Genomic DNA, 26690 nt, shown 5'->3' on the forward strand with positions numbered 1-26690 from the left:
ACATCGCCGTGCGCGGCACCTCCCGCGGCGGTCCGGCCGAAGGGCAACCGAAAGGCTGACCCGCTTCGTTGCGGCCTACACGTCGATGGTCACCGAGCACGACCAGCCGGACCCTTCGCGGCCGAACCGCAGCTCGTGCAGCGAGACCCCCTTGGGTACCGCGCCCACCAGCTCCACCTGGCCGGCGTTGACCATCGACAACCGTACGTCCAGAGCACCGTCACCGGCCTCCACCTGCGCCGCGATCGGAAGCCGGCCCGTGGTGTCGATCAGATAGATCACCTCGTCGAGCACCGCGACCAGCAGGTCGGCATCCGATCCCGGCCCGGCCCGGAAACGAACGGTCGCGGTCGGCACAGCGCCGGACACCTCGGCGAAGGTGCCCACCATCGCCGCGACCGCCTCCACCACACACTGTTCCCGCGCCGGCGCCCACGACTCGATCCGCATGTCCGCGGTGTGCGGCACGCTGCGATGCCCCGCTGCCGGCCGTTCACCCATCACACCCTCCGAACCGCCACCCGCCGCACCAGCCGTGCCGGGCAGAGCGACCAGGCAATCGTACGATCCTCCGGGCGGTCCCCTCGGTCTGTCAGGGCACGTTCGGCAGCGGCCACAGCTGCCCGGTTGCGCTGTCGATGAGCGCAGCGCGGGTGATCCGGGCGGTGAGCGGGAGGATGCCGTAGACCGTGGTGGCGACGACGGGCAACCGCTCGGTCCGGGCGCGTGGGGCGATCGAGCAGTGCGGCAGCCACGCGTCGATCTCATAGTGTGCGTGCACCAGCGCACCCGTGGCACGGACCGCCTCGACGACGCCCTGTTGTCGCGCGATGAGCTCTGCCGGCACGGCGGGAACGAGGCAGATCCGGCCCCGCCGGAAGGCGCCCAGCGCGTCGAAGGTGACCTCGCAGCCGCCCCGGTCCGGCAGCCCCGCCACGGTGTCGCGGACGGCGGCGAGATCCCACCGCAGCAGGACGACGTACGACAGATGCGGATGATGCATCCCGTGGGTGTGCGAGCGCAGTGTCGCGACGCCATGCTCCTCGAGCCTGTCCCACAGGCTCGTCAGGGCGCGTTCGGTGCGACCGTCGAAGAGCAGGCAGACAGCCAGGGCCACCGCTCGACGATAGCTCCCTCCCGATCTGCGTTCCCCGGCCGGCTGAGCAGGCGCAACGGGCCGGGCAGGCCGCCGCCGGCCGCGCCCCTGTTGACCCCTTCCCTCAACCGTTCCTAGGTTTCGGCCTGTCAGCTTCGACCAGGCCCGGGATCGAGCGGTTGCGTTCGACGACTACCGCGCCCGTCGGGCCGAGGACCCACAGGATGCGTTTCGTAGGCATTTGCCGGTTGTCGGCGATGCCGTGGAGCAGCAAGCCCGGGTACCGTTCGGAAGACCATGAACGGTGCCGCGTTTTCCCTGCTGGCTCTGCTTCTCGCGTCGATCGGGCTGTATGCGCTGTCGCTGCGCATCGCCGTGCCGTACCCGATCCTGCTGGTCCTCGGCGGGATGGCGATCGGGTTCGTGCCGGGCATGACCCAGGTGCGCCTGTCGCCGGAGGTGGTGCTGCAGGTCTTCCTCCCGCCCCTGCTGTACCACGCCGGCTACTACAGCACCCCGCGCGAGCTGCGCAGGCGGTTCCGGCCGATCGCCTTGTTGTGCCTCGGCCTGGTGCTGGTGACGGCCGCCGCGGTCGGCGCCGCTGGCCATTATGTCGCCGGGCTGTCCTGGCCGGTCGCACTCGCCCTCGGCGCGATCGTGTCGCCGACCGACCCGCTCGCCGCGACCGCGATCGCGTCGCGGCTGGGCGTACCCCGGCGGGTCGTCACGCTGCTCGAGGGTGAGGGGCTGTTCAACGACGCCACCGCCCTGGTGCTGTTCCGGGTCACGGTCGCGGCGGTGGTGGCCGGCACCGGGTCGCTCAACGCCGGCCGCGCCCTCGAGCAGTTCGCGGTCGGCACCGCCGGCGGCGTCCTCGTGGGGCTCGGCGTCGGCTGGCTCGTCGGCGAGCTACGCGGCCGCGCCAGCGACCCGGTGGTCGGTGTGACCCTGACGATCTTCGGCGCCTACGCGGCGTACCACGCGGCCGAGCACTTCGGTTTCTCGGGCGTCCTGGCCACCCTCTTCTGCGGCCTGTACCTCGGCTGGCGCATCCCCGCCGTCGCCACCCCGGCCAGCCGGCTGCTCGGTAAGCCCGTCTGGCAGATGATCGTGTACCTGCTCAGCGCCGCGCTGTTCCTGCTGCTCGGCCTGCAGCTGCGCCCGATGCTCGCCGAGCTCACCGACTTCCGCGCGGTCGAGATCGTCGCCGTCGCGGCGCTGCTGGCCGCCGTTGTCCTGCTCACCCGCGTCGTGTGGATGCTGCTGGTACCGCACATGCTGCCCCGTGTCGAACGGCTCGTGGTCGGGTGGAGCGGCATGCGCGGCGCGGTGTCCCTCGCGATCGCCCTCGCCCTGCCGGTGCGCACCGCGTCGGGCGCCCCGTTTCCCGACCGGGAGGCGGTCATCCTCCTCGCCTTCGGCGTCGTGCTCGCCACCCTCGTCGTCCCGGGGGTCACGCTGCCGATGCTCATCCGGGCCGCACGGGTCGCCGGCACCGACGGCGGGGACGGCGACGCCGAGGCACGGGCCAGGCTGACCGCGACCGAGGCCGCCATGGTGCGCCTCGAGCAGCTGGTCCTGCGCGACGGCCTCGACAAGCGCACGATCGGGCGGCTCGAGGACGTGTACCGGTACCGCCGCGACGAGCTGGCCACCGGGGCAGGCCTGCTGCACGACGCGGACCACCGGCAGCGGGCCGAGCGTGCTGCGTCGCTCGAACTCGTCGAGGTGCAGCGGCACACCCTCCTGCGGCTGCACCGCGAGGGCGCGATCAGCACCGACGTGCTGCACCGCATCCAGCGCGAGCTCGACCTGCAACACGCGCTGCTGTTGGCGAGCCCAGGGGCAAGGCAGCGGGAACCCGCCGGTTCGCCCGGAGATGAGGCGTCGTGGCGCGGCTGGGTCAGCCGAAGGTGAACAGGTCGCGGTGGCGGTGCGCCGTTTCCAGGCGGCACCAGACCGGGATCTCCTCGACCGGGGCCGGGACCTCCACCTCGCGTGCGCCGTCGAGCACCTGATGCGTGCGCAGGTCCAGCCGGCGCAATTTTGTAGGAAGGCGTGTCCGGCACCTCATGGAGCCGGGCCGCGAAGCGCAGGGACTCCTCGTGGTCGGCTGAGCGCCGTGTCCCAGCCGGCAAGCCGTGTGGCGCCGCTGCCGGCGAGGTTTGCGGCTGCGCGCTACGGAAATCGAAACGTTGCCGCCGGCCTGCGACCGCGAGCCGGGGCGAGATGGCGTGCCCGAGGGGGTATGCGTGACTGCCAGCTTCCGGATCGGACGTGTCGCCGGCGTCGAGGTCGGCGTGAACTGGAGCGTCCTGATCATCTTCGTGCTGATTGCGTGGCTGCTGGCCGCCGGTCGGCTACCCGCCGGATATCCGGGCCGGCCGGGTTGGGCCTACCTCGTGGCCGGGCTGTCCGCAGCGATCGTGTTCTTCGCCGGCCTGCTCGCGCACGAGGTGTCGCACGCCGTGCTCGCGCGGCGCAACGGCGTGGAGGTGGACGGGATCACGCTGTGGGTGTTCGGTGGCATGGCCAGGTTGCGGGGAGAGGCGTCCAGCCCCGGTGTCGAGGCGCGCATCGCCGGCGTAGGTCCGCTCGTCAGCCTGCTGATCGGTTTCGGGTTCGTCGCGGTCGCAGCGGCACTGGCCGCGTCCGGTCAGCACGGCCTGGTCCTCGGCACGGTGAGGTGGCTGGCCGGGATCAACCTGCTACTGGCCGTGTTCAACCTCCTACCCGCGGCCCCGCTCGACGGTGGGCGGCTGCTGCGTGCCGGGCTGTGGAAGTGGCGCGGGGACCGTACGTGGGCGGCCGTGGCGGCCGCCCGGGCCGGCCGAGCGTTCGGTGTGCTGCTGATCGTGTTCGGTCTCGCGCAGTTGCTGTCCGGCGGCCTGCTCGGCGGGCTGTGGCTGATGCTGATCGGCTGGTTCATCGTGTCCGCCGCAGTAGCTGAGGAACGACAGGCCGCTGTGGGCAGCGCGTTGGCCGGGCTGCGGGTCATCGACGTCATGACACCGCAACCCGCCACCGTGCCGGCGGACCTGACCGTCGCCGACTTCGTTGACAACTACCTGTGGCGAGCGAGGCACTCGTCGTTTCCCCTCGTCGACGGCGCCCACCCGGCCGGGCTGATCACGCTGGGGCGGATCAAGCAGGTACCACCGCAGCAGCGGGCGAGCACCCGACTGCGTGACGTGGCCTGCTCACTAGATGAGGTGGTCGTCGCCTTCCCCGATGAGTCGATCATGGAGCTGGTGCCCCGGTTGAGCGAGAACAAGGATGGCCGGGCCTTGGTCGTCAGTGACGACGACCTGGTCGGCATCGTGTCTCCCAGCGACGTCAGCCGTGCCGTCCAACAGGCCTCGCTGCGGCAGCGGTTCCCGCGGCGGCCCGGACGGTGACGCGAACCTGGCCGGGTCGGGACCAGTGGCAGGTCGAGAAGGTCCCCAACGGCCGCGGTCGGCGGCGCGCCGTTCGTGCCACGCCGGAAAAGGCAAGGTGTGGTGTACCCGCCCACGGCGCGCGGTGCGCAGCCGGCCAGCGAGGAGGCGATGATGCCGACCCGGATAGTCGTCGGATACGGTGTGCCGACGACACCCGGCATGCCCTGGGTCTCGTCCTGTACCAACAGGATGACGTCGAACTCTCCGCCGACCAGCGCGATGTGGACGAACCCCAGCGCTGCGGGGTGGATCTTCAGTGACCGGCCGGACCTGCCATACGTAGCCCGGTGGCCATGGCGCCGCGCATGTTCACGTAGCCGGAGATGCGCTGCAGGATGCGGGCGTAGCCGCTGCCGGGCGCGGCGCCGCTGGCCGCTGCCGCGACGTCGACCAAGCGGGCCTGCGGGTAGTAGGCCATGAACATGGGGTGTACCTCGACGTCGGTGACCCGCCACGTCCGGGGGGCGACTTCGGTGAACGTGAACCGGGGCACCGCCGAATCCTGGGTGTTCTCCGCAGTGCCGTCCGAGAAGCGACACAAGAGGTTGCCCAGGCCGTACGCGACCCATTTGTCGCCGATCTTCTCGAACGGCTGCACGACGTGAACGTGCATGCCGATGATCAGGTCGACGTCAGGGCTGGCGAGCAACCGCGTGGCTTGGTTGATCTGGTCGGAGTCCGGCGCGTTCTGGAATTCGGTCCACCCCCAATGCATAGATAGGATGACGATCTCTGCACCGGCCTGTTTGGCCGCGTGCGCGTCCTGGAGGATCTTCGGGACGTCGATAGGGTTGGCGATCCACGGCTTGTCCGACGGCCGTTTGATGCCGTTGAAGCTGAACGTGTACGCCAGCTGCGCGACCTTCACGCCGCGCACGCTGAAGACGTTGGGCGTAGCGGCTTCCGCCTCGGAGCGCGCCGATCCGCTGTGGTGCAGTCCGACCCGATCGAGGTTGTCCAGCGTGCGCCGTACGCCTTCCTCGCCGTGGTCCAGGGTGTGGTTCGAGGCGGTGGAGCAGGTGTCGAAGCCGGCCTGGGCTGCTGCGTCGGCCAGCTGCGGGGGCGCGCTGAAGGTCGGCCAACCGGTGAACGGGCCCTCTGGCGGGGCGAGCGGCTGCTCCACGTGACAGACCGCCAGATCCGCCGGCCGGATGATCGGGGCGACCGCGGCGAGGATCTGCGTGAAGTCGTGGCCGGGCTTGCCGGCCGTGCGTGCGTCGGCGGCGGCCTGCGCGGTCAGGTCGGGCGGCACGAACAGGTCCCCCGCCGCGACGACGCTAAGCGTCGTGGGGCGGCCTGAGGACGTGGCGGGTGCCGGCACCGATCGCTCGACGGCGGCCGGCTTGACGGCGTTCGTACAGGCACCGGCCCCGGCGACGAATGCAGCGACGACAAGGGTCAGGCAGACGGAGGCGGGTTGCTTGCTTCGCACGGACGCGAGCATGGCAAGCGCGACCTCTCGCCTGACCCATCGTCACCACCAACCACCCGATAGACCACCCGCACACGGTCCAGGCGCCCTGAGGCATACCCCGAAGACCAGTATTTGCGGAAACGTCACACAATGACGACCTGTTCTCAGCACAGCTGCCGGGGCCCGGAGCGCCTCAGCCACCTGCCGGCCCGCATCGATCGGGCGGCCAACCGCGATCTGGGCACAGCAAAGACCTACGAGGCGGTTTCCCTTCGCCAGCATTACCTGGATCAGGTAGTGGGATCGCCGTGCGACCTCTCGGTCGTTCAGCCTCTCAGCTCAACTGTCACCCAGTTGGGCTCTCCCGCACGTCTCGTAGGTCCATATCAAACGTTACGCCGAAGACGCGGCGGCGCCGGGTGAGTCATCGGGGCATTCCCCGGCCCCCGCCCTGCTCGTCCAGCGGTCGGAGGAGTGTTTCGAACGCCTCGACGAGCAGCTCACGATCGGGCGTGGCTCCATGGCAACCCCGGCCGGTGAGCGATGCTCGTCGCGGTGTAAGAAATGTTGTCTCAGTGCTCGGCGAGCAGGCCCTCGCACGTGCGGACCACGACGGCGGCGGCCCGGCGCTGGGCCGCGGTCAGCGCGACGTCCTCCACGGCGGGCCGCCAGCGCAGCAGCGCGTCGCGGGCGGCCGGCCACAGCTGCGTCGGGCCGGCCTCCTCGGGCTGATCCAGGCGGGCCGCGGCGCTCGTGCCGTGTGCGCCGGCCAGGCGGCGGGCGTCGGCAGCCAGCGGGCCCGGCAGACTCACCCGGCCGGCGCGCAGCGCGGCGAGCAGGCGCAGCTCACGGAAGTCGTGCGCGCTGGCTGCGATCCGCTCGAGTTCGCCCAGCAGGTAGTCCGCGCCCGGGCGCGGCTCGGCGCGCAGCACGAACTCCAGGGCGATCAGCGCCGAGCGGGCCTGCAGCGCGTCGCGGCGGTCCAGGAACAGCTCGCGGACCGACTCACGCAGGTCGGCGAGGCCGCCGCGGCGGGACAGCGCCGCGGCGAGGCGGTCCCGGGTCGCCTCGCCGGTGCGCACCAGCGTGACGCACAGGCGCACGCCGGGCAGGCCGAGGCGATCCAGCAGCGCGCGGCGGGTCGGTGGATCGACCGGGGCGGGGAACTGCGCGGCGGCGAAGCGGTCCGCGGAAAGCAGATGCGGCTCCACGGCGGCGCGCGGCACCACGGCGATCGCGGCCAGCGCGGCGTACTCGGCGGCGGTGAGCGTGGCGGCGGCCCGGGCGAGCCGCGGCGAGACGGCGACGACGTGGTGCGCGAGCGGACCCGTCACCGGGTCGCGGCGGTGCCGGCGGGCGATCTGCTTGGCCTCGACGAGCGCGCCGATGCCGCCGCCGGCCACCTCGTCCGCGCGGGACAGCACGGTGAGCACACCGACCGGCGCGGCGGCGGCGACCGCACCCTGGCGGGCCAGACGCAGGAAGCGCAGCGTGGCGTCGTCGACCTGGCGGGTGAGGTACAGCACCGCGTCCGCGTCGCGCAGCACCCGCCGGGCCGGCGCGAGGTCGCCGTCGCCCGGCCTGACCCGCACGGGCGGGGCGTCGGCGAGCCGGACGTGGCGCAGCGCCCGGACGGGCAGCTCCACGATGACCTCGGCGGCGTCCGGCGGGGGCGGGCGGCCGGGCTCGAGGCGCAGCCCGTCGCCGGTGCGCGCCGCGGTGAGCTCGTGCGCCGGTCCCTCCGAAGGGAAGACGGTCACGCGGGGGGCGGGCCCGTCCTGGTACCAGACGATCGGGCATCCGCCGAAACCGGTCAGGCCGGTCGGCACGGGCGCGGCGTCCTCGCCGAGGAGGACGTTCACGAGCGTCGACTTGCCCGCGCCCTCGGGGCCGGCGACCGCGAGGCGCAGCGGCCCGTCGACGCGGTCGAGGTGGTCGCGCAGCCAGGTCGTGACGCGAGGGCTGTCACCGTACAGGTACAGCGCCTCCCCCATCAGCGCGCGCACCTCCTCGCGCACGCCGGCGCTCACGCCGACGGCCCGCGCTGGGCGGGGATCAGCGCCGGGCGGCCCGCGCTCAGCGCGGTCGCCTGCCGGTAGAGCCCGGCCAGCTGCGCCAGCTCGCGCTGGATGTGCCGGGCCCGGTGCTCGCGCACCGCGGCGTCGTCGTCAACGGCCCGCTGCGCGTGGCGCGCCGACTCGACGATCTCCTGCTGCAGCCGCTCCGACAGGTCGGTGAAGTGCCCGCGCAGCGCCCGCTGGGCCTGCCGGATCGCGTCCTTGGCGTCCTTGTTGAGCCGGGTGAAGATGTCGTCGACGTGGCGCTGCACGGCGAGCTTCACGGTGGCCTGGCGCCGCGTGCGGGCCGAGCGGCTCTCGTCACGAATGCTCTTGCCGGCGAACAGGGCGCCGGCGCCGAGCGATACCGGGTTGATCAGCGGCATCCCGGCCAGGCCGGTGGCCAGGCCGAACATGAGCACGCCGCCGTAGGAGCCGCGTAGGCCGGTGAACACCTTCTGGCCGATCGAGAGCCGGTCCAGCGCGGGCCGGTCGAGGTGCCCGACCCGCCCGGGCGCGTCGCGCAGCCGGGGCGACGTCCACTGTGGAGGGTAGGCGCCGGCGCCGGGCGGGAACTCGGCGGCGACGCGGTCGGCCAGGCCGGCGAGGCGTTCGGCCAGCTGGCCCAGGTTCGCCTCGGCGGTGTCGCGCAGCGAGCCGTCCAGCCACTCGGCGAACGAGCGCCAGTTGCGGGCCGGATCCTCGGCGTCCAGGCTCTCCTCGGCCCGGCGCAGCACGGCCCGGGTCCGGTCGCGCAGGTCGTACTCGATCTCGGAGACCAGGTCGGCGACCTCGTCAGCGAGCGCGTACTGCCAGCGGGCGGTGCACCGGCGCAGCTCCTCCAGGGCGCGCTGGGCGGCGTGCACTCGCGACATGGCGTCGGGCGGGTTGGGCCGGGGAGCGGACTGCTCCGCGCGCAGGGCGACGGCCAGATCCTCGAGCGCGGTGCGGGCCGCGAGCCCGGACGCGGCGGGCGCTAGGCGCTCGCTCTTGCCGGACGCGAGGTCGCGCAGGTATGCGACCAGGTGCCCGAACCCCGACTCGGCGTTGAGCGCCTGGTCGCCGGTGGCGACCGCGTGCAGCCGGAGGGCGGCGGACAGGCCGAGGAGCACGGCCGGCACGCCCGCGTTCTGCAGGAGGCGGCGGTTGCGCTCCAGGACGCCGCGCCAGTCCGGGGTCAGGTCGGTCTTGGTGAGCGCGACGGCCAGGCCCGGGTAGGTCCGCCCGAGGCCCGCCAGCACGCCCAGCTCGGTGGCGGACAGCTCGCGGGTCGCCTCGGTGACGAACAGCACGGTGTCGGCGCGGGTCAGTGCCGCGATCCCGGCGACCGCCGGCGCCGGGTCGGACCAGTCCACGCCGGTTGCCTCGATCAGCGCCAGCCCGCCGGCCAGCAGCGCGCGGGGCAGCCCGATCTCGGCGTAGAGCACGTCGCCGCCCGCGGCGCCGCCGAGCCGCTCGGCGAGGCCCTCGACGGGCACCGGCCGGCGGTCCTCGCGGGGCTCGTCCTCGAAGCGGGACGCCCGGCCGTGGACCAGGTGGGCGCCGGGCGCGGACGCGTGCTGGACCACCATGGTCACGCTCCGCGGCGGGTCGTCGCCGACCGGGCACACCTCGGCGCCGAGCAGCGCGTTGATGAGCCGGCTCTTGCCCCGCCCGGCCTCGCCGACGACCATGACCCGAAGCTGCGGGTCGAGCAGCCGAGCGCGCCGGCGGCCCAGCCGGCGCACCAGGTCGGGCCGCTCGTGGTCGGCGCAGATCCGGGTGGTGCGCTCGAGCAGGTCCAGCCAGCGTGGCTGCGGTGCACGGGGAGAAGCCGGACGCGACTGGGCCTCGAGCCCGGCCTCCCAGATGTCCATCAACGTGCGACTTCCGTCCCTAGTGCAGCAGGTGGTCCAGCAGGCCGCCGTCGTGCCCGTCCGCGGGCCCGGCGTCGTGGCCCGCCGGCAGGATTCCGCCGGTCACACCGGAGACCGTGTGGTGCACGGTGTCGGTCACCCCGGTGACCGGCGCCACGTTGGTGATCGTGCCGAGCAACGGGTCGGCCGTGTGCAGCAGGGGGTCCGCGGTGTGCAGCACGGGGTCCGCGGTGTGCAGCACCGGGTCCGCGACGGTGCCCACCAACGGGTCGGCAGTGTGCAGGACCGGGTCGGTCACGCCGACGACCGGGTCGACGACGCCGAGGACCGGGTGAGCCGGATCGACCGCGTCGAGGGTACTGCCCGGGTCGGCGAACAGCGAAAGCTCGGGGCCGCCGACCGGCGTGAGCGGCAGCCCGCCGACGGTGGCCGACACGCCGGCCGCGGTCGCCACCGTGACGTTGTAGTCCGAGCCGCCGGCGTGGCTCGCCACCGCGAACTGGGTGATGTCCTGCAGCTGGCGCACCGCGCCGGACACGTCGCCGTCGATCCCGCCGGACGCGTCGTCGACCGCGGGCAGCCCGGCCAGGCCCGGCAGGTCGCCGACCGGCGCGTAGTCCATCACCAGCGGGATGACCTCGTGGACGTCGGCCTCGGAGATGTCTCCCAGGCCAGCATCGGCGAGAACGCCGTGCGGGTCGAGCTCGAACGCGGCCCGCGCGTCCGGGTCGGTGAGCAGGTTGAGCACGAAGTCGTGCAGCGTCGGTGTCGACATGAACGGTTCTCCTCGCAGCGTCCGAACAACATATGCGGGGCTGGATGCCTTCGTCCAGCGCCGCCGCCGAAGGTAGGTCGCGCGGCGGCGCCGCAAATCGGGGATTGCTCCCAGTGACCGGACGACTCCTTGGGGGATGGCCCCGAGCTGCGATTAGGGGCATTAGGGGAATTTGCGCTAGGGCCCATTTGTAGGGGAGATTGTCGATGCCGATTCTGGTACCAACGGTCCGGTGAAATGCACAGCGCATCGAGGATCGACATCATGTCGTACGCCCTGGGAGTAGACATCGGTGAAAGCTTCACCTCCGCTGCCGTGTGCCGCCGCGACGGCGCCTGGGGCGAGCCCGAGACCGTCCGGCTGGGCACCCGCTCGCCGGCCGCCGCCTCGCTGATCGAGCTCACGCCGGCCGGCGCTCTGCTCACCGGCGACGGCGTGCGGGCCGATGAGGCCGCCGGCTCCGGGCGCGTCCTGCGCGGCTTCATGCGGCGCATCGGCGACGACGTGCCGCTGGTCGTCGGCGACGAGGGCCGCTCGTACCGGCCGCAGGACCTGCTCGCGGCCCTGGTCCGGCTGGTCGTCGATCGGCTGCGCGAGCAGGAGGGCGAGCGGTGCGCCCAGGTGGCGCTCACCCACCCGACCGGCTGGGGGCCGTACCGCCTCGGCCGTCTCAACGAGGCGCTGCGCGAGGTCGGGCTCGACGACGTGATCCTGCTGCCCGGTCCCGCCGCGGCCGCCGCAGCCGCCGGCACCCGCCGTGGCCCCACGCTGCTGGCCGGCTACGACCTGGGCGGCAGCAGCTGCACGACGTTTCTGGTGCGGCGCCCGCCGCGCGGACCGGCCGGCGTGCTCGTCCACGAGGAGCATGCGGTCGGCGGCGCCGACCTCGACGACGCGCTGGTCGCCCACGTCCGCGCGGCGATCGGCCGAGCGGTCGCCGAGGCGCCGCCGGACGCCGACTCCGGCCCGGTCGCCGTGCTGCTGCGCCGGGACTGCACCGAGGCCCGCGAGCGGCTATCCGACGCGGGCGAGGCCGAGGTGCCCCTGCCGTGGTGGGCCCGGGAGGCCGGCCGCGCCCTGCACGTCACCCGCACCGAGCTGGAGGCGATGGCCCGGCCGCTGCTGCGCGGCACGGTCGAGAGCCTCGCCCATTTGGTCAGGCAGGGCGACCACGACCCGGAGGAGGTCGCCGGCGTCCTGCTGGTCGGCGGCGCGGCCCGCACCCCGCTCGTCGCCGACCTCATCGCCGGGCGCCTGGCGCTGCCGATCCTGCCCGACGACGATCCCCAGTCGGCCCCCGCCCGCGGCGCCGCCCTGGTGGCCCGCGCTGCCTGCGGAGGGGCGGCGTGAACCGGACACCCGCGGTGGCGCGCCGCCTGGTGCTGTCCGCGCCCGCCCGGCGCCTGGTCGAGGCCGTCGTCGAGGCGGCCGCGGCCGGACCCGAAGAGGTGGCCTGCGCCCAGGTACGCGCGGTCGGCGGCCACGGCAAGACGGCGCTCCTGCGCGAGCTGAGCGACGCCCTCGGCGCGGCCGGCGTGCCTGTGCGCACGCCCTGGCAGGGCGGCCCCGAGCCGGACGCCGACGCGGTGCTGCTCGTCGACGACGCCCACCTGCTCGACCCGGCGCGGCTGGCCGCGCTGCTCGAGCGGGTGCGCCGCGGGCGGCCCCGGCTCGTGCTGGCCTACCGGCCATGGCCCCGCCCCGCCGCCCTGCTCGAGCTGGCCCGGGCGCTGCCCCGGCCGGTGCCGCCGCTCACGCTGACCCCGTTCGGCCCCGAACAGGTGCGCGCCTGCCTCGCCGCCGCGTGGGAGGCGACCCCGGCCCCGGAGGTGGCCGCGTTCGTGGCCGCCCAGACCGGGGGCGTGCCGGCGTACGTCACCCGGCTCGGCGCGGCCCTCGCCCGGGCCGGCGGTGTACGGCTGGAGGTGCCGGCGGCGGCGGTCGCGGCGTTCACCGCGGAGCTCGACGAGCTCGATCCGGACGTGCGCCGCGTGCTGCTGGCCGCCGACGCCGGTCTCGGCTTGGAGATCGACCTGCTGGCCGGGCTGGTGGGCGGGGAAGCCGAGGAGGCGCTCGCGGCGACCCGCGCGACCGGGCTGGTCGGAAGGGACGGGCAGCTGGTGCCGATCGCCCGGCTGGCGCTGGCCGCGCTCACCCCGGCCGCCGAGCGGGTCGCGGTGTGGCGGCGGCTGACCGAGCTGCAGCTGGACCGGCGTGGGCCGGTGCTGCCGCTGGTCCGCTCGCTGCTCGCCGCCGGCGCGGGCGACCTGGACCGCTCCGGCGGGGCCGGGATCGCCGCGGCCCTGCACACCGCGGCCGAGGAGGCGTTCGACGGCGAGCCGGCGCTGGCCGCCGAGCTGTTCGCCGCGGCGGCCGCCGCGGGCCGCCCCGCGCCGGTCAGGCAGGCCCAGGCAGCGGCGCTGGCCGGCGACCTCGACACCGCGCTACGCCTGGCCGACCAAGTCATGGCGACTCCCGGCTCGCCCGAACGGGCCGAGGCGGCGCTGCTGGCCGCGACCGTCATCGCCCACCGCGGGCAGCTGGCCCGCTCCGCCGAGCTGTACCGCTGGTCCGACCACGGCCCCTCCCCCGCCTTCGCCGCGATCGGCCTGCTCGGCGTGGGCCAGCCCGCCGAGGCCGACGCCGCGCTGCGCCAATCGCCCGCCGATGGGCCGCCGACGCTGCTGGCCGGCGCCGCCGGGCTCATGGCGCGCGGGGTGCGGGCGTCCGTCTCCGGTCCGGCCACCGGCGCGCTGTCGGCGCTCGTGCAGGCGGCGGCGCTGCTCGAGTCGGCCGGGCCGGGGGTGGCCCTGCCGGACAGCCCGGCCGCCCTGGCCGCCCTCGTCGCCCTGCACTGCGGCGAGTTGGACATCGGCGAGTCGGTGCTGGCCCGGGCGGCCGCCGCCGGCGTCGGCGGCGCGCTGTTGGCCCGCCGCCACGCGCTGCTACGCGCATGGCTGGATCTGGTGCGCGGCGACCTGGCCGGCGCCCAGGCGCGGCTGGCCGCGGCGAGCGCCGGGCCGGACCGCCCAGAGGCGCGCGACCTGGTCTTCGCCGCCGCCCTCGGCATCGGCCTGGCCCGCCGCCGCAGCGACCTCGCCGCGCTGCACCGCGCCTGGCCCGTCGCCTGCGAGGCGCTGGTCCGCCACCCCATCGACCTGTTCACGCTGCTTCCGCTCGGCGAGTTCGCGATCGCCGCGGCCCGCCTGGGCCAGCAGCGCTGGCTCACCACGCACCTGCGCGACGCCGACCAGCTGCTGGCCGGGCTCGGCGAGCCGCCGCTGTGGGCGGTGCCGCTGCACTGGAGCGCGCTGCACGCCGCGGTCATCGCCGAGCAGCCCGCGCTGGCCGCCCGCCAGGTCACCGCGCTCACCGCGCACGCCGGTCACACCGCCTACGCCGCGGCGGCCGCGGCGGCCGCAGCGAGCTGGCTGGAGGTGCTCAACGGCCGGGTCGACCCGGCCGCGGTCGAGTCGGCGGCGCGCGGCCTGCACGAGGTGGGCTTCCGCTGGGACGCGGCCCGCCTCGCCGGCCAGGCCGCGATCCGCACCACCGACCGGCGCGCGATGACCGCCCTGCTGGAGTGCGCCCGCGCCCTGCAGGGCCGCTCACCCGGTCGCCCGGCCGAGGCCGCGGCCCGGGCCGCCGAGGCGGTGCTCAGCGACCGCGAGCGGGAGGTGGCGCGCCTGGTGCTCGACGGGCTCACGTACCGCGAGATCGGCGACCGCCTGTTCATCGCGGCGAAGACGGTCGAGCACCACATGGCCCGCATGCGCCAGCGCCTCGGCTGCGCGACCCGGGCCGACCTGCTCGCAAGGCTGCGCGTGCTCACCGCCGATGAGGAGTCGCCGTGATGATCTCGCTGCGGCGGTACACCCCGCTGCTCCTGCTGCTCGCCCTCTGGTCGTTCGGCGCGTACCACGGCGGAAGCACCGCGCTGTCGGCAATCCGCGACCGGGCGGCCACGGTCGACCTGGCCGAACCGGCCCAGCCGGTCGTCGCCGCGCTGCAGGAGGAGCGGCGGCTCACCGCAGTTGCCCTCGCCGGCACCGACGTGCGCGACCGGCTCTCCGGGCTACGCCGGCGCACCGACGAGCTGGCCGCCGGGCTGCGCCGCTCCGCCGGCCGGCTGCGGGTCACGTGGAGCCGCCCGGCCGCCGCGGGCGACGCGGACCGGCTGCTGGAGCGGGTCGCCGCCCTTCCCGCGGTGCGCGCCGGCGCCGACGCCGGCTCGCTGGACCGAGACCGCGCCGCGGCCGCCTACGACGCCGCCGTCGACGCCGGCCTGGACCTCGGCGCGGCGGTGCTGCCCCGCGCAGCGGCCGACCGTGCCCGCGCCGAGGAGCTGCTGGCCCGCGAGGACGCCCTCGTGTCGGCCGCACCGCGGCCCGGCGACGCCGATCGGGCGAAATTGGCCCGGTTCGTCGGCGCCCGGCGGATGCTGAGCGCCGGCGACGCGCCGCCGGCCGCGCTGGTCGCCGCCGAGGATGCCCTGCTGTGCGGCGAAGGGACGGTTGACGCCCCGGGTTGGCGGGCGGCCGCCGACCCGGCACTGTCCGCGGACCTCGCGGCGGTGGCGGCGGCGGTACGCCATGAGGCCGACGCTGCCGCCGGGCCCGGCGCCTGGTCCGTCGCCCTGGCCGGGCTCTACACCGGCCTGGGGCTGGTCACGGTGCTGGCCGCGCACCGGCTCCGGCGGTACACGGCGCCCCCGGCCGCCGCGGACGTCGATGCGGCCGTGCTGGTGCAGCTCGCGCAGCGCAGCCAGGCGCTGTTGCACCGCCAGCTGGCCGTGCTGGACGACCTGCAGCGGCGCGACCGCGATGCCGACGACCTGGCCGCGCTGTTTCGCGCCGACCACCTCGCGACCCAGCTGCGCCGCTACGCCGAACGGGCGATCCTGCTCGCCGGCGCCGAGCCCGGCCGCCGCTGGCGCCGCCCGGTCCCGATCGTCGACGTGGCCCGCGCCGCCGCCGCGTCGGTCGAGCGGCACGCCGCGGTGATGGTCGCCACCGTCGACGCCGCCGCCCTCGCCGGGCCGGCCGTCGGCGCCGTCACCCACCTGCTGACCGAGCTCATCGACAACGCCACCCGCGCCGCGCCCGGCGATGCCACCGTGTGGGTGACCGGGGAGCTGGGCCTCACGACGTACACCATCCTGGTGCAGGACCGCGGCCCCGGCCTGGGCGTGGCGGAGCTGGCCGCGGCGCACGACGCCCTCGCCCGGCCCTACCGCCCGCCCGCCGCCGGCGACGCTCCCCGCACCGGCCTGCGCCTGACCGGCCGCCTGGCCCGCGAGCACGACATCGAGGTCGACCTCAGTGCGGCGCCCCGCGGCGGCATCGTGGCCCGGGTACGGCTCCCTCTCACGCTGATCGTCCCAACCGATGCCGGCACCTTGGAGATCCCCATGCAGTGCGACGACGCGGAGCCCGAGCCGGAAAGGATCGCACCATGACGCGCGACCTGGCCGACGAGGTCTGGTACGACGAAGACGCCGGTCGCGTGGTCCGGCTGTTCGCCCTGACCCGCGGCCGCGTCGCCAGCGGCGCCGGGCCCCTCGACCCGGCCGCGGTGCTGACCGCCGGGCCGGCGCCCACCGGCCTGGAGGAGCTGACCCCGGAGCAATCAGAGATCCTGCGGCTGTGCGCGCGGCCAGTGTCGCTCGCCGAGGTCGCCGCCGGGCTCGGGCTGCCACTGCACTCCGCGCGGGTGCTGGTGTCCGACCTGCACCGCGCTGGGCTGCTCGCTGCCGGGCCGGCCCGGACCGGCGAGGCGCCGTCGAAGGGGCTGCTGGACAAGGTCCTCACCGGGCTGCGTGCGCTGTGAGAGCCCTGCACCGCTACGGGCTCTCCGGCGGACTGGTCGCCGCCGCGGCGGTCACCGTGCTCGGCACCGGCGCGCTGGTCGAGGCGTTCCTGTGGCCGTCCTCCGCGCCGACGTCCGCGGCCCGGCCGCCGGGCGCCGCCGCTGCCCCGTCGCCGGCCGGGCGCCCGGACGCGGTCGCACAGCAGATCGGGTCGGCGCCCGCGCCGCCGCCGTCGGGCGCGCCGCCGCGCCCTGCCGGGTCCGCCCAGTCCAGGACCGCTGCGGTACCCCTGACCGCTCGCTTCGCCCGCGGCCCCGACGGCGGCCTGGCGGGCTACCCGGCCACGGTCACCGTCGCCAACCAGGGCGCGGCCACTGTGAGCGGCTGGACCGTCACGCTGACGCTGCCGCGCGTCACCCTGGGCATCGCCGACGTCGAAGGCGCGACGGTGACCCGCGACGGCGCCGCGTGGACGTTCATCCCGACGGCGGCCACCGTCAAGGTCGGCCCGGCCAGCTCGGTCACGGTGTCGTTCCGGGTCAGCGGCGCGGCCCTGCTCGACGCCGATCCGACCGCGTGCCGGATCGACGCCAACCCCTGCCAGGGCGTGGGCTGAAACCGGCCGTCGCCACGGGCTCGAGACTACCGGTGCCGCCCGCCGCGGCGGCATGGCGGGACCGGTCGTGATGGTCAGGCCGCTCGTCGCGCGGCGACGATGAGGAAGTTCGGCAGCTGGGCGTAGGCGTCGATGCCGCCGGGGCCGTCCTCGGCGAGCTGCGGCGTCAGGCCGGGCTCGGCGATCTCGGTCAGCTGGCAGCCCAGTCTGGTGAGCTGGTTGAGGTAGGTCGCGATGGTGCGGTGGAAGTCGACACCGCTGGGCCCGGGGATCTCGTACTCGGCGAGGTAGCGGGCGGTGCGGTACTCGCCGTGCCGGCGCCAGGTGGTCCACAGCTGCTCGAAGCAGGGGTGGTTGACGGTGAACACGAACAGCCCGCCGGGCTTGAGCGCGTGCACACACGCCCGCATGGCGCCGGTCCAGTCTGGGTTGGCGGGCAGGACCATGCTGGCGACCACGGCGTCGAACGACGCGCCGAGGTCCGGCAGGGCGCACAGGTCAGCCTGCACGTACTGGATACCTTGCGGCGCAACGGTTTCCTGCTCCACGGCGAAGTCGAACAGCGACTGGCCGGGCTCGACGCCGACGACCGTGGCGCCGCGTCCGGCCAGCATCCGGCTGAGGTAACCGTTGCCGCAGCCCGCATCGAGGATCCACTGCCCGGCCAGGTCGCCGAGCATGCGCAGCAGGACCGGGTTGATCAGATGGCGTTTGGCGAAGTCGCCGTCGTGTGCCGTGGCCTGCAACGCGTCGCGGGGCATCGTCCCCCAGCGTTGGATGGCCATGTCGTTGGTCCATTCGGTCACCATCTGCTCCCCCTGATCCTCGTCGTGCTGATGCATCTGGTGTGCTCACCGCGGCGGGGGTTCGGTTCGGGCTGCGGTGTGCTGTGTCGGCAGGGCCGGCTTGAGCCGGAACGAGCCTGCAATCTTCTGCCGGTAGATCTCCTGCGTGGCCGGGTCCCAGGGGATGCACCAGCGTCCGCCGGGACCCCGGCGGGCGGGCACCGGCCCGAGGCGCAGCCAGTTGTAGACCGCGTCGGGGGGTGTGCAGCAGCCGTCTGCGGTCGCGGGGGCTGGTGGTCTCGGCCTGCCACAGCCGGGGCAGGTCCGCGGCCAGGGCCTACAGGGAGTCCTTGGCCGGAAGCGACGGCTTCACGCACCGGCCGGGCGTGTTTCTGGGTGTTGTTGGCGGCCGGCTTCGCCTCGGCCGCCAGGTACTCGGGCCAGGACAGGTAGCCGTCGTGGTGGCCCTCGATCAGGACCGTCCACTCTTCCCGGGCGCGCGTGCTCCGCGGCCAGCACCGCCGCCCACGCCCCGCCGGCCGGTCACCCTCCCAAACGGCAAGGTCATATGACACGCCGCAATTCTGACTCACCCACAGGCCACCGGCACCACGCGCTCGACGAAGCATCGAGCGCTTGGATCGCGGCAGATGTGCGCACCCGACCAGGCGGCATCGGCGGCTCGCGCTATGTTTTGGCCACGGGCGCAGGCGCCTGCGTGCCGGGCGGTGGTTGTGGAGGCTGATTGCAGATGTTGTCGGGCGCGGTCGAGGTGTATGCGAACCATGGTCTGCTCGTCGTGGGGTCGACCAGTTGGCCGGAGCTGGACTGGGGCGACGGACCGGCCGACGCCGACGGGCGGCATGTTGTGGTCAAGACACGTGGCCAGGCCGGCCATACCCGAGTGTCGTTCTGGTCAGGTTCAATGCCGCTACTCGGAACGCTGGTCTTCGACGGGGACCTGGCGTTGGAGGACTACCGGATCTTCGTTGGTGACCTTGAAAGGCTCGTGCGGTGGACGCAGCGGATCTCGCGGACAGGTCCACAGCGAGTCATTATTCGGGTCGATGACCCTGGCTACGCATCCCGAGTCGACGTCGGGCTGGACATCACCGTCGAAGCGCAGGTGATGCCGCTACCCGGAACCGGGCCGGTACTGTTCGACGTCCTCACGTCCGACCGGGACGGGATACACCCGGCCAACCAGCGCGGTCTAGCGCTGGGCGGCCACGACGCACCACTGGCCCTGCGCCATCGGTGCCACCGACCAGATGACGGAACTCGCCGACGACCTGCTCGAGCATCGGACCTGAATCCTGCACCGACAGTGCGGATGCCGTTCGATTCGTTCAAGGCGGCCCGGGACCGGCCCAGAATGCCTTGGGGGCGGGACGATCCGCGACGGCTCAGCCAGACCGAGACCACCGTGTAGCGGCCCGAGTCGAGGTCGTCACGGGCGCGAGCCACGACGTCCCGCTGCACGACCCGGGCCTGGTGACGGACCGCGTCCCGGGGTTTCGCCTGAGCGGGCGCGCGGCCGTGGGAGTACGGTTGGGCCCCGGCCTTGACAGGAGCGTTCGTGAGCGAGACGACCGACGAGCAGGCAACCATGCGGGTCACCGGCGCGGTGCGCGAATGGGACCTGGGCGCGACGTGCCTGGCGGCGCTGGCCGTGGCCACCGGCGGCGCGGCCGGCGGCGCGCTGGCCGGCGCGGCTCGCGATGTCATGGCCGCGGCCGGGCTGGGCGACGCGCTGGCCGACCCGTCGCGCCTGCCGTTCTCCGCGGAGCAGGTCCACGGCATGGCCGCCTCGCCGCTGCTGCAGGCCGCCGCCTTGCTGGACGGATCGCACGCCGGCTGGTCGGCCCACAGCGACGAGACGCTGATCGCGCAGGGCCGCGCGAGCGGGTCGGCGGCCGCACTGTTCACGAGGTTCGTGCTGCCGCACTTCGCCGACCTCGCCGACCGGCTCGCCCGTCCGGGCGCCCGGATGCTCGACGTGGGCACCGGCGTCGGCGCCCTCGCGATCGGCTACGCCCAGGCGTTTCCCCGGCTGCACGTGGTCGGCCTCGACGTCGAGCCGAGGGTGTTGCGGCTGGCACAGGCCCAGATCGCGGCGTCCGCGGTCGCCGACCGCGTCAAGGTGCTGCACGCGGACGTGGCGGAGCTGGCCGACGAGGCCGACTACGACCTCGCCTGGATTCCGGCGCCCTTCGTCCCGGAGCCGGCCTTCAGCAACGGCGTCGCCCACATCGCGGCCGCGCTGCGGCCGGGCGGCATGCTGATGATCGGACACGGAATCTACGAGGGCACCGAGCTGGAGAACGCGATCGCCCGCTTCAAGACCGTCAGCTACGGCGGCACCCCGCTGGACGGCGACTCGGCGGCCCGGCTGCTCGCGGCGCACGGCCTGACGGCGGTCAGGCGGGTCCAGCTGCCGCCCGGCGCGCCCGGCCTGACCGTGGGCCTGCGCTGACGCGACAGCCACCGCCGCGCCGTGTCTTTCCACGCCTACGGGTTCCGCGCCGAGCGCCGATCCTCCATAGCTTCAGGTTGATAGCGGCCTTCGTCCTCCACCGACGCGTCAGTGGAGGCGGACGACCGCGACGCCCCGGGCGAGGGCTGCGCGGAGGTCGTCGGGGTCCGGTGCGCCGCCGGGCAAGCGGCGGATCCGGGCGTAACGGCCGTGGACCGGGTTGTGGGCCAGGATCGAGCGGTACAGTTCGGTGCACGTTTCCTCGTCGGTGACCACCTCCGCCAGCATGTCGCGCCGCCGGCGGCCGATCGTGACCTGCACCGGCAAATCTGGGCGCAGGTTGCGCCGCCAGCGGCCGGCGGTGCCGATGAGCAGGCCGTCCGCGGTCGCGACGTAGCCGACCGGGATCCGATACCGTCGCTGCGACTTGCGCCCGACGACGTCGAGCAGCAGTACACGGTTGCTGACCGTCCGGTGCAGTACCGGGGTGGCGAGGACTGCCCGCATGACCAGGTTCAACGCCGATTGCATGCCAGGGTCTCCAATCAACTGATTGATTGGAGCATAGCGTCGGCCAGCGGTACCGTCACGGGGTGGGGACATCACAGAAGGATCCCGGGCGCCGCGACGTGATCGTCGAGGCGGCCTACCGGTGCGTGGCCGAAAATGGGCTGTACGGGCTCCGGATGCGCGACGTCGCCGCCGCGGCCGGGGTGAACATCGCCACCGTGCACTACCATCTCACCAGCAAAGATGACCTGATCCGGGCCGTGGTCGAGTACGGGCACGACGTGTTCTTCCGGCGCGCCGCGGCGCCGGAGCTGACCGACCCGGCCCGGCGGGTGGTGGCGCACCTGGACCGGGTCTTCGCACTGCTGGAGGACGATCCGCGGCTTGCACACGTGCTGGCAGAGGTCGCCCTGCACGCGCGCCGGGACCCGGTCGTCGCGCGGACCGTGGCACAGGCGGAGGAGCGCTGGCGGCTGGCGCTGGAGCGCATGATGGCGCCGCTCCCCCGTCGGCGGAGCGGGCCTGTCGCGCGGCTCTTGATCCTGGCAGTCAAAGGCGCCTGTCTGCCTCCGGCCGACCCGGCCGGCCTACGCACCGCCCGCCGCGAGCTGACATCGCTCGTCAAGCTGCGCCTGGACGCACTTGATCGTCTGGAGTGATGAATCGGCGATCCACGGCGAGCCGCGTGACGCTGGGGAAGACACGGCGGCCGTCGTTGTCGGCGTAGGTGGCCAGCATCAGCGCGACGGCTTTCGGGGTCCGTCCGAGTCGGGCGCGGCGCACGACGTCGAGCCATTGCCGCAATGTGATGGATGCGTCGGCGTGCTCGAGCATCTAGCGGTCCTCATGCTTCGATGCGGTTGGGCAGGGTCCGGTGCGGGACGGCACGCTCGCGGTGCCGTCCCTGGGCGTTGGCCGGTGCTGCCGGGCGCTGGTCGGCCGGTTGTCGCGGACCGGGTCCCTGCCGCAGCCATCGCCATGGAGCGCACCGAACCCGCCGGCCGACGCCTCCGCGCCAGTGCGTTGACGGCGTTCGCCGAGTCGTCCGGGATATGCCATACCGGCAGCACCCCCGGCCGGGGCGGGGATCGATGCCCCATGACGCTTCGCTAGGCTGCGCCGGTGGGTGGCCTTCAGCTCGCAGTCGACTTCGGCACATCGAACACGGTCGCAGTGTTGCGCTGGCCGGACGATCGGTCCCAACCGCTTCGGTCGCAACCGCTACTGTTCGACGGTTCGCCGATGCTGCCCTCGGCGGTGTTCCTCGGAAACGATGGGCAACCTGTCACCGGCCGCCACGCTCAGCGATACGCCGGCAGCGATCCGGCGCGGTACGAGCCGAACCCGAAGCGGTGTATTGACGACGGCAACGTGCTGCTGGGTGAGACAGCGGTGCCTGTGGTCGACCTGATCGCGGCAGTCCTGAGTCGGGTGGTTGCCGAAGCGGTGCGCGTTGGCGGTGGTTCGCCCACCCGCACGGTGCTGACCCATCCGGTCGGTTGGGGGCCCAGGCGACGCGAATTGTTGCTCACCGCCGCTCACCAGGCCGGTATGGACAATCTTGAGCTGCTGGCTGAGCCGTTGGCCGCCACAGCATTCTTCACCCGGGTGCTCGATCGGCCGGTGCCGGTCGGATCTGCGGTCGTGGTGTACGACTTCGGCGGCGGCACGTTCGACGTGAGCGTCGTGCAACGCCAATCCGATACCGACTTGGCGGGTGCTGGCCAGCGACGGACTGGACGACGTGGGTGGCGTCGACCTGGACCATGTCGTCGTAGCCCACGTCGCGGAACAGTACGCGGGCACCGACCCGGCCGCCTGGCGGCGCCTGGACCAGCCGACGACACTGAACGACCGGCGGCACCGCCGGATGCTGCTCGACGATGCACGCGAGGCCAAGGAACAGTTGTCGATGGGCACCACAGCGGCGATCCACCTGCCGCTCCTGAATGCCGAGACGTTCGTGACGCGTGAGGAGTTGGAACGGCGAGCACGGCCCTGGCTCGATCGTACGGTCTCGCCCACCTCGGCCACGCTGTCCGGCGCCGCCGTCCCGGCCGATCGCATCGCCGGAATCTTCCTGGTCGGCAGCGCCAGCCGGATCCCGCTGGTCGCGACGCTGCTGCACCGCCGCCTCGGCATAGCGCCGACAATCATCGAACAACCCGAGCTCGTCGTTGCTCAGGGGGCGCTGGACGCCACCGGCTTGACCGTCGATCCGGCTGCTGGCAACACCGCGGACCTTGTCGCTGACGAGGCCCTCGACCCGGCTGCCGATCTGGTAGCCGTTGGACCGGCACCGTCGCCGCCGCGTACCGACGCACTGCCACCCCGTCAGCCAGAGACCGTGTCACTGTCGCCGACTGCTGATGCCGACACCACGCAGCCGCCACGGTGGTACCGGACCCACCGTTCGCTCACCGTCGCGGGGTTCGCCGTGGCGGTGCTGGTCACGCGAGCGGGCGACCCGATTGCCCCGAAGGTCGAAACGACGCCCGGTCCGGCGGCGCCAAGATTTCCCATGACACGACGACGTACCACGCCCAGGGCATGAGTGGTGGCCGCATTGTGGGCAGCCGTGACGGGATCCCATTCGTGTACTGGGACAGCGATAGTTCACCGGCAACGGGCCTTTTGATCAGCAACTCCTTCAATGGCGCGCCATTCGTCAACGAGGAAAGCCTGCTGACCATCTGGCAGCAACGCACCAGCTGATCGATCGACGTGCGTGAGGGGCAGACGGAGCCGCGTGGAAGGGCCATGCCGGGGACGCGTGCCCCGATTGCCTGACAGGTCCTAACAGAATGATCGAGGGTTGAGTCGTCGGTAGCAGATGATGGCGGCAGCGCGACCGTGCGTTCGACGACCCAGCGGTGCACGCCGAGGCCGGAGCCGTGCGTGACGCCGCGGCGGGCGATGTGCGGGGTGATGCCTTCGGCACGGACCCGCTGGCGGTAGATGTCGAAGTCGTAGGCCCTGCATGTGCAGTGACCGGACTTGCGCGGAAATCGCGGTAGGAGCGAGACAAGTCGTACTGGGTGGGTACGTCGCTCACGTGACCGCGACGCTGGGAAAGGTAAGCGGCCCGGCGGGTTCGGCGTGGGCGCCGCTGCGCGTGCCGACGTTCCGCGCGCTGTGGATCGCGATGCTCGTCAGCAACATCGGCACGTGGATGCAGACGGTCGGCGCCCAGTGGCTGCTGGTGTCCATCCCGGGCGCGGAAATCCTCGTCGCGATGGTGCAGACCGCGACCACGCTGCCGGGGTTGCTGCTCGCCCTGCCCGCGGGTGTACTCGCCGATATCTTCGACCGCCGCCACCTGCTCATCGCCGTCCAGCTGTTCATGACGACGGTCGCTGCCGCGATGGCGGTCGCGACCGCGCTCGGCGAGATGACGCCGGCGCTGATACTGACGCTGACGTTCGCGCTCGGCTCCGGCGCGGCGCTGACGGTCCCGGCCTTCGGTGCGCTCATCCCCGAGCTGGTACCGCGGCGGGAACTGGCCCATGCCTCGGCGCTCGGCGCCGTCAGCGTCAACCTCGCCCGCGCCGTCGGCCCGGCGCTGGCCAGCCTTGTGATCGCGTGGATCGGCATCGCGGCCGTGTTCGCGCTCAACGCCCTGTCGATCGCGGTGTTCGCGGCCGTGCTCATCGCCTGGCGGCCGGGGCCGATGGCAGCGAGCGAGGACCCGGAGCGCTTCCTGGCCGCGCTGCGCGCCGGTGGCCGGTACGTGCGCCACTCTCCCGTGACCCGCCGGATCCTGGTGCGCGCCACACTGTTCGTGGTGCCCGCCACCGCGCTGTGGGCGCTGCTGCCGCTCGTCGCGAGCCGGCTGCTGGGCGTCGGCGCGGGCGGGTACGGCGCGCTCATGGCCGCCCTGGGCGTCGGCGCGATCGTCGGCGCGATCGCCCTGCCGCACCTGCACCGGCTGCTGCGGACGAACGTCGCCCTGCTCGTGGCCAGCGCCACCTACGCCGGCTGCCTGCTGCTCATCGCGCTGTGGCACGACATGCTCGCGGTGACCGTCGCGCTCGTGCCGGCCGGCGTCGCGTGGGTGGCGGTCCTGTCCACCATCAACGCGCAGATGCAGCTGTTCCTGCCGGTGTGGGTGCGGGCGCGCGGGCTCTCGGCGTACCAAATCGTGATCTTCGGCGGCCAGGCGCTCGGCGCGCTGCTGTGGGGCACGGTGGCCACCCACGCCGGCCTGGCCTGGGCTTTCGCGACCGCCGGCGCCGCGATGCTACTCGGCGCCGCCACCATCCGGCTGCTGCCGCTGTTCGACACCCACCACATCGACCGGAACCCGACGGTGTACTGGCCGGAGCCTCACCTCGAACTCGAACCGGAGCCCGAGGCCGGCCCGGTGCTCGTCATCGTGACCTACCGGGTCGAGCCGGCGAACGAGGCCGCGTTCGTGGAAGCCTTGGAGCAGGTGGGGGAAGGCCGGCGGCGCACCGGCGCGACGCGATGGCGGCTGTACCGCCAGGGCGAGCATCCGTGGACGTTCGTAGAGGTGTTCCAGGTGCCGAGCTGGGAGGAGCACATACGCCAGCACTCCCATCGGGCGACGGGCTTCGAGGTCGAGGCGGAGCGCCGGGCGTACGCGCTCGCCGCGACCGCTCCCGAGGTCGCGCACCTGCTGCCGGCCGGTGCCCGCTCGGGGCACCCGCTGCCGGCAGGTGCCCCGAACGAGCGTTGAGCGGCGGTCAGCCGGGCAGGATCGCGGAGTACTCCTTCGGCAGCTGCGCCACCGTGTCGCGGTACTCCTTCTCCGGCACGATGTCGCGCAGCACGGCGAGCACGGCGCGAGCGTGCGCGGCGGCCTGTTCCTCGGTGACGCCCGGGCCCTCCGCGACGGCGATCTCGTCGAGGAACTGCCCGAGGTCCATGCGCCGCGGGCGGCCGCGGCTGCGCTGCGTGCCGCGGTCGAACGCGGCGTGCAGCTCGGGCGGGACGAACGGCTTGAGGTCGTCGATCTGCCCGGCGGTGACCCGCATGGCGAGGGTCTCCAGGACGGCGTCGGTGACCAGGCGGGCCGCGTCCCGGTCGAGCCGGGCGCGCTCGGCGACCCGGTCGACGAACTCGTCCGCGGACAGCACCCCGATGAAGTCCGGCGGACCGCCGGCCGGCGCCTCGATGACGTCGGTCGCCGTGCCCGCCTCCTCGCGCGCGGCGGCCTCCGGCGCGGCCGTCCCGGTGCCGCGCAGGCCGGTCGCCTCCTGCTGCAGCTCGGCGCGGCGCGGCTCGCCGGCCGGCTCGAACAGCGGGCCGAAGTCGGTCGGCAGCTCGGCGCGCAGCTGCCGGTACGCGTCACCCGCGGCCGCCTCGCGCAGGGCCATCAGCACCGCGTGCGCGGCGTACTCGGAGGCCGCGGGCGAGGCCTCGATGTGCCGACCGAGGCGGCGCAGGAACTCGTCGGCGCCGTAGCTCTCGGTGGGGCCGTCGTGGCGCAGGTACGGCCGGAGCCGGTCGGGCAGCCGGTCGGCGAGCCCGGCGGCGGCATCCGGCGAGATGCCCTGCGCCAGCACACTCACGGCCATGCAGCTGACCGTGTCCACGCGACCCGGCTCGACGCCGCCCTGGTCCCGCACGAGCCCGATGAAGGTGTCGTACTCCATAGCCCGTCTCCCCACTCCGATGAGGGTCATTTCCGACATTTCACTGTACGTCCGGGCCTTCGCCCCTCCAACCGCCCCCGGGCATCGCGGTAGAGCCGGCCGCGACCGCGCCGTCCCGTCGGTACGCCGGCACGGCTGGCGCTGTATCGCGTGGCACGCCTTTCGCGACGCCCGCGCCCAAAGCCGCGCGGTCGGCCGGCCCGTCGACAACTCGCTCATCGACGACGACCAGGAGCTG

At 73.7% G+C, this 26690-nt stretch carries 23 protein-coding genes and 2 pseudogenes; 13 read left to right on the forward strand and 12 right to left on the reverse strand.

The genetic code is table 11. The features are described 5' to 3' along the window. Positions 1–75 precede the first annotated feature (75 nt). Entirely contained in the window at positions 76–501 is a 426-nt protein-coding gene (locus ACPPVO_RS33625) for an archease (protein WP_426502565.1), read from the reverse strand. A 91-nt stretch (positions 502–592) separates the two neighbouring features. Further along, positions 593–1117, reverse strand: coding sequence for a 2'-5' RNA ligase family protein (locus ACPPVO_RS33630; protein WP_426502566.1), 525 nt, complete (start codon positions 1115–1117; stop codon positions 593–595). A gap of 276 nt (positions 1118–1393) precedes the next feature. On the opposite strand from ACPPVO_RS33630, the gene ACPPVO_RS33635 reads away from it, so the two are divergent. Next, positions 1394–3013 carry a Na+/H+ antiporter gene (locus ACPPVO_RS33635; protein WP_426502567.1) on the forward strand — a complete coding sequence of 540 codons (1620 nt, stop codon included), beginning with the start codon at positions 1394–1396 and terminating at the stop codon, positions 3011–3013. Here ACPPVO_RS33635 and ACPPVO_RS33640 read toward each other — a convergent pair. Then, positions 3000–3140, reverse strand: a complete 141-nt coding sequence (locus ACPPVO_RS33640) for a hypothetical protein (RefSeq protein WP_426502568.1) — start codon at positions 3138–3140, stop codon at positions 3000–3002. The two genes, ACPPVO_RS33635 and ACPPVO_RS33640, sit on opposite strands and share 14 nt — an antisense overlap. Positions 3141–3348: 208 nt before the next feature. Between ACPPVO_RS33640 and ACPPVO_RS33645 the strand changes: the two genes are divergently transcribed. After that, positions 3349–4494, forward strand: a complete 1146-nt coding sequence (locus ACPPVO_RS33645; protein WP_426514745.1) for a site-2 protease family protein — start codon at positions 3349–3351, stop codon at positions 4492–4494. A gap of 295 nt (positions 4495–4789) precedes the next feature. On the opposite strand, the gene ACPPVO_RS33650 is transcribed toward ACPPVO_RS33645, so the two are convergent. The 4 genes from ACPPVO_RS33650 to ACPPVO_RS33665 all read right to left on the reverse strand — a co-directional run bounded on the left by ACPPVO_RS33650 (position 4790) and on the right by ACPPVO_RS33665 (position 10638). Next, positions 4790–5968, reverse strand: coding sequence for a CapA family protein (locus ACPPVO_RS33650; RefSeq protein ID WP_426502569.1), 1179 nt, complete (start codon positions 5966–5968; stop codon positions 4790–4792). 554 nt (positions 5969–6522) lie between these two features. After that, entirely contained in the window at positions 6523–7980 is a 1458-nt protein-coding gene (locus ACPPVO_RS33655; RefSeq protein ID WP_426502570.1) for a hypothetical protein, read from the reverse strand. After that, complete coding sequence (locus ACPPVO_RS33660; protein WP_426502571.1) at positions 7977–9863, reverse strand: dynamin family protein; 1887 nt, start codon at positions 9861–9863, stop codon at positions 7977–7979. The genes ACPPVO_RS33655 and ACPPVO_RS33660 overlap by 4 nt, the downstream gene beginning before the upstream one ends. A gap of 19 nt (positions 9864–9882) precedes the next feature. Continuing rightward, positions 9883–10638: an IniB N-terminal domain-containing protein gene (locus tag ACPPVO_RS33665; protein WP_426502572.1), complete on the reverse strand. Its 756-nt coding sequence runs from the start codon at positions 10636–10638 to the stop codon at positions 9883–9885. 264 nt (positions 10639–10902) lie between these two features. Here ACPPVO_RS33665 and ACPPVO_RS33670 point away from each other — a divergent pair, with 264 nt between their 5' ends. Genes ACPPVO_RS33670 through ACPPVO_RS33690 form a run of 5 tightly spaced genes read left to right on the forward strand, consistent with a single transcriptional unit; the run spans position 10903 to position 17063 of the window. Beyond that, the gene (locus tag ACPPVO_RS33670) at positions 10903–11988 is read left to right on the forward strand and encodes an Hsp70 family protein (protein WP_426502573.1); all 1086 of its coding nucleotides are present in this window, start codon (positions 10903–10905) and stop codon (positions 11986–11988) included. Then, positions 11985–14492, forward strand: coding sequence for a LuxR C-terminal-related transcriptional regulator (locus ACPPVO_RS33675; protein WP_426502574.1), 2508 nt, complete (start codon positions 11985–11987; stop codon positions 14490–14492). Before ACPPVO_RS33670 ends, ACPPVO_RS33675 begins: the two co-directional genes overlap by 4 nt. Continuing rightward, positions 14492–16096: a nitrate- and nitrite sensing domain-containing protein gene (locus ACPPVO_RS33680; protein ID WP_426514746.1), complete on the forward strand. Its 1605-nt coding sequence runs from the start codon at positions 14492–14494 to the stop codon at positions 16094–16096. The genes ACPPVO_RS33675 and ACPPVO_RS33680 overlap by 1 nt, the downstream gene beginning before the upstream one ends. Continuing rightward, positions 16093–16467, forward strand: coding sequence for a DUF742 domain-containing protein (locus ACPPVO_RS33685; RefSeq protein ID WP_360387470.1), 375 nt, complete (start codon positions 16093–16095; stop codon positions 16465–16467). The genes ACPPVO_RS33680 and ACPPVO_RS33685 overlap by 4 nt, the downstream gene beginning before the upstream one ends. After that, on the forward strand, positions 16464–17063 hold the full coding sequence (locus ACPPVO_RS33690; RefSeq protein WP_426502575.1) for a cellulose binding domain-containing protein: 600 nt from the start codon (positions 16464–16466) through the stop codon (positions 17061–17063). Before ACPPVO_RS33685 ends, ACPPVO_RS33690 begins: the two co-directional genes overlap by 4 nt. Before the next feature lie 74 nt (positions 17064–17137). Here the strand turns inward: ACPPVO_RS33690 and ACPPVO_RS33695 are convergent, their stop codons facing one another. Then, positions 17138–17905, reverse strand: a complete 768-nt coding sequence (locus ACPPVO_RS33695) for a class I SAM-dependent methyltransferase (protein WP_426502576.1) — start codon at positions 17903–17905, stop codon at positions 17138–17140. Positions 17906–18593: 688 nt separating this feature from the next. Here ACPPVO_RS33695 and ACPPVO_RS33700 point away from each other — a divergent pair. Together ACPPVO_RS33700 and ACPPVO_RS33705 are read left to right on the forward strand one after the other, a co-directional pair. Continuing rightward, the gene (locus tag ACPPVO_RS33700; RefSeq protein ID WP_426502577.1) at positions 18594–19280 is read left to right on the forward strand and encodes a hypothetical protein; all 687 of its coding nucleotides are present in this window, start codon (positions 18594–18596) and stop codon (positions 19278–19280) included. Between the two features lie 147 nt (positions 19281–19427). After that, positions 19428–20324, forward strand: a complete 897-nt coding sequence (locus ACPPVO_RS33705) for an SAM-dependent methyltransferase (protein ID WP_426502578.1) — start codon at positions 19428–19430, stop codon at positions 20322–20324. A 108-nt stretch (positions 20325–20432) separates the two neighbouring features. On the opposite strand, the gene ACPPVO_RS33710 is transcribed toward ACPPVO_RS33705, so the two are convergent. Continuing rightward, positions 20433–20855, reverse strand: coding sequence for a nitroreductase/quinone reductase family protein (locus tag ACPPVO_RS33710; protein ID WP_426502579.1), 423 nt, complete (start codon positions 20853–20855; stop codon positions 20433–20435). A 98-nt stretch (positions 20856–20953) separates the two neighbouring features. Between ACPPVO_RS33710 and ACPPVO_RS33715 the strand changes: the two genes are divergently transcribed. Next, entirely contained in the window at positions 20954–21493 is a 540-nt protein-coding gene (locus ACPPVO_RS33715; RefSeq protein ID WP_426502580.1) for a TetR/AcrR family transcriptional regulator, read from the forward strand. On the opposite strand, the gene ACPPVO_RS33720 is transcribed toward ACPPVO_RS33715, so the two are convergent. Then, the gene (locus ACPPVO_RS33720; protein ID WP_426502581.1) at positions 21456–21668 is read right to left on the reverse strand and encodes a hypothetical protein; all 213 of its coding nucleotides are present in this window, start codon (positions 21666–21668) and stop codon (positions 21456–21458) included. The two genes, ACPPVO_RS33715 and ACPPVO_RS33720, sit on opposite strands and share 38 nt — an antisense overlap. A gap of 408 nt (positions 21669–22076) precedes the next feature. On the opposite strand from ACPPVO_RS33720, the pseudogene ACPPVO_RS33725 reads away from it, so the two are divergent. Together ACPPVO_RS33725 and ACPPVO_RS33730 are read left to right on the forward strand one after the other, a co-directional pair. After that, positions 22077–22466 (forward strand): annotated as a pseudogene (locus ACPPVO_RS33725) (Hsp70 family protein); the annotation flags it as partial. An 85-nt stretch (positions 22467–22551) separates the two neighbouring features. Continuing rightward, positions 22552–23388, forward strand: a complete 837-nt coding sequence (locus tag ACPPVO_RS33730) for an Hsp70 family protein (RefSeq protein WP_426502582.1) — start codon at positions 22552–22554, stop codon at positions 23386–23388. Between the two features lie 292 nt (positions 23389–23680). On the opposite strand, the pseudogene ACPPVO_RS33735 reads toward ACPPVO_RS33730, so the two are convergent. Then, positions 23681–23812 (reverse strand): annotated as a pseudogene (locus ACPPVO_RS33735) (IS5/IS1182 family transposase); the annotation flags it as partial. A 77-nt stretch (positions 23813–23889) separates the two neighbouring features. On the opposite strand from ACPPVO_RS33735, the gene ACPPVO_RS33740 reads away from it, so the two are divergent. Next, positions 23890–25533 (forward strand): MFS transporter, encoded by a 1644-nt coding sequence (locus ACPPVO_RS33740; RefSeq protein WP_426502583.1) that lies wholly within the window; start codon positions 23890–23892, stop codon positions 25531–25533. A 7-nt stretch (positions 25534–25540) separates the two neighbouring features. Here ACPPVO_RS33740 and ACPPVO_RS33745 read toward each other — a convergent pair whose 3' ends face one another. Further along, on the reverse strand, positions 25541–26452 hold the full coding sequence (locus ACPPVO_RS33745) for a DUF2267 domain-containing protein (protein ID WP_426502584.1): 912 nt from the start codon (positions 26450–26452) through the stop codon (positions 25541–25543). Positions 26453–26690: the final 238 nt, after the last annotated feature.

This window comes from Dactylosporangium sp. McL0621, from assembly GCF_049995355.1.
In the GTDB taxonomy this organism is placed as follows: domain Bacteria; phylum Actinomycetota; class Actinomycetes; order Mycobacteriales; family Micromonosporaceae; genus Dactylosporangium.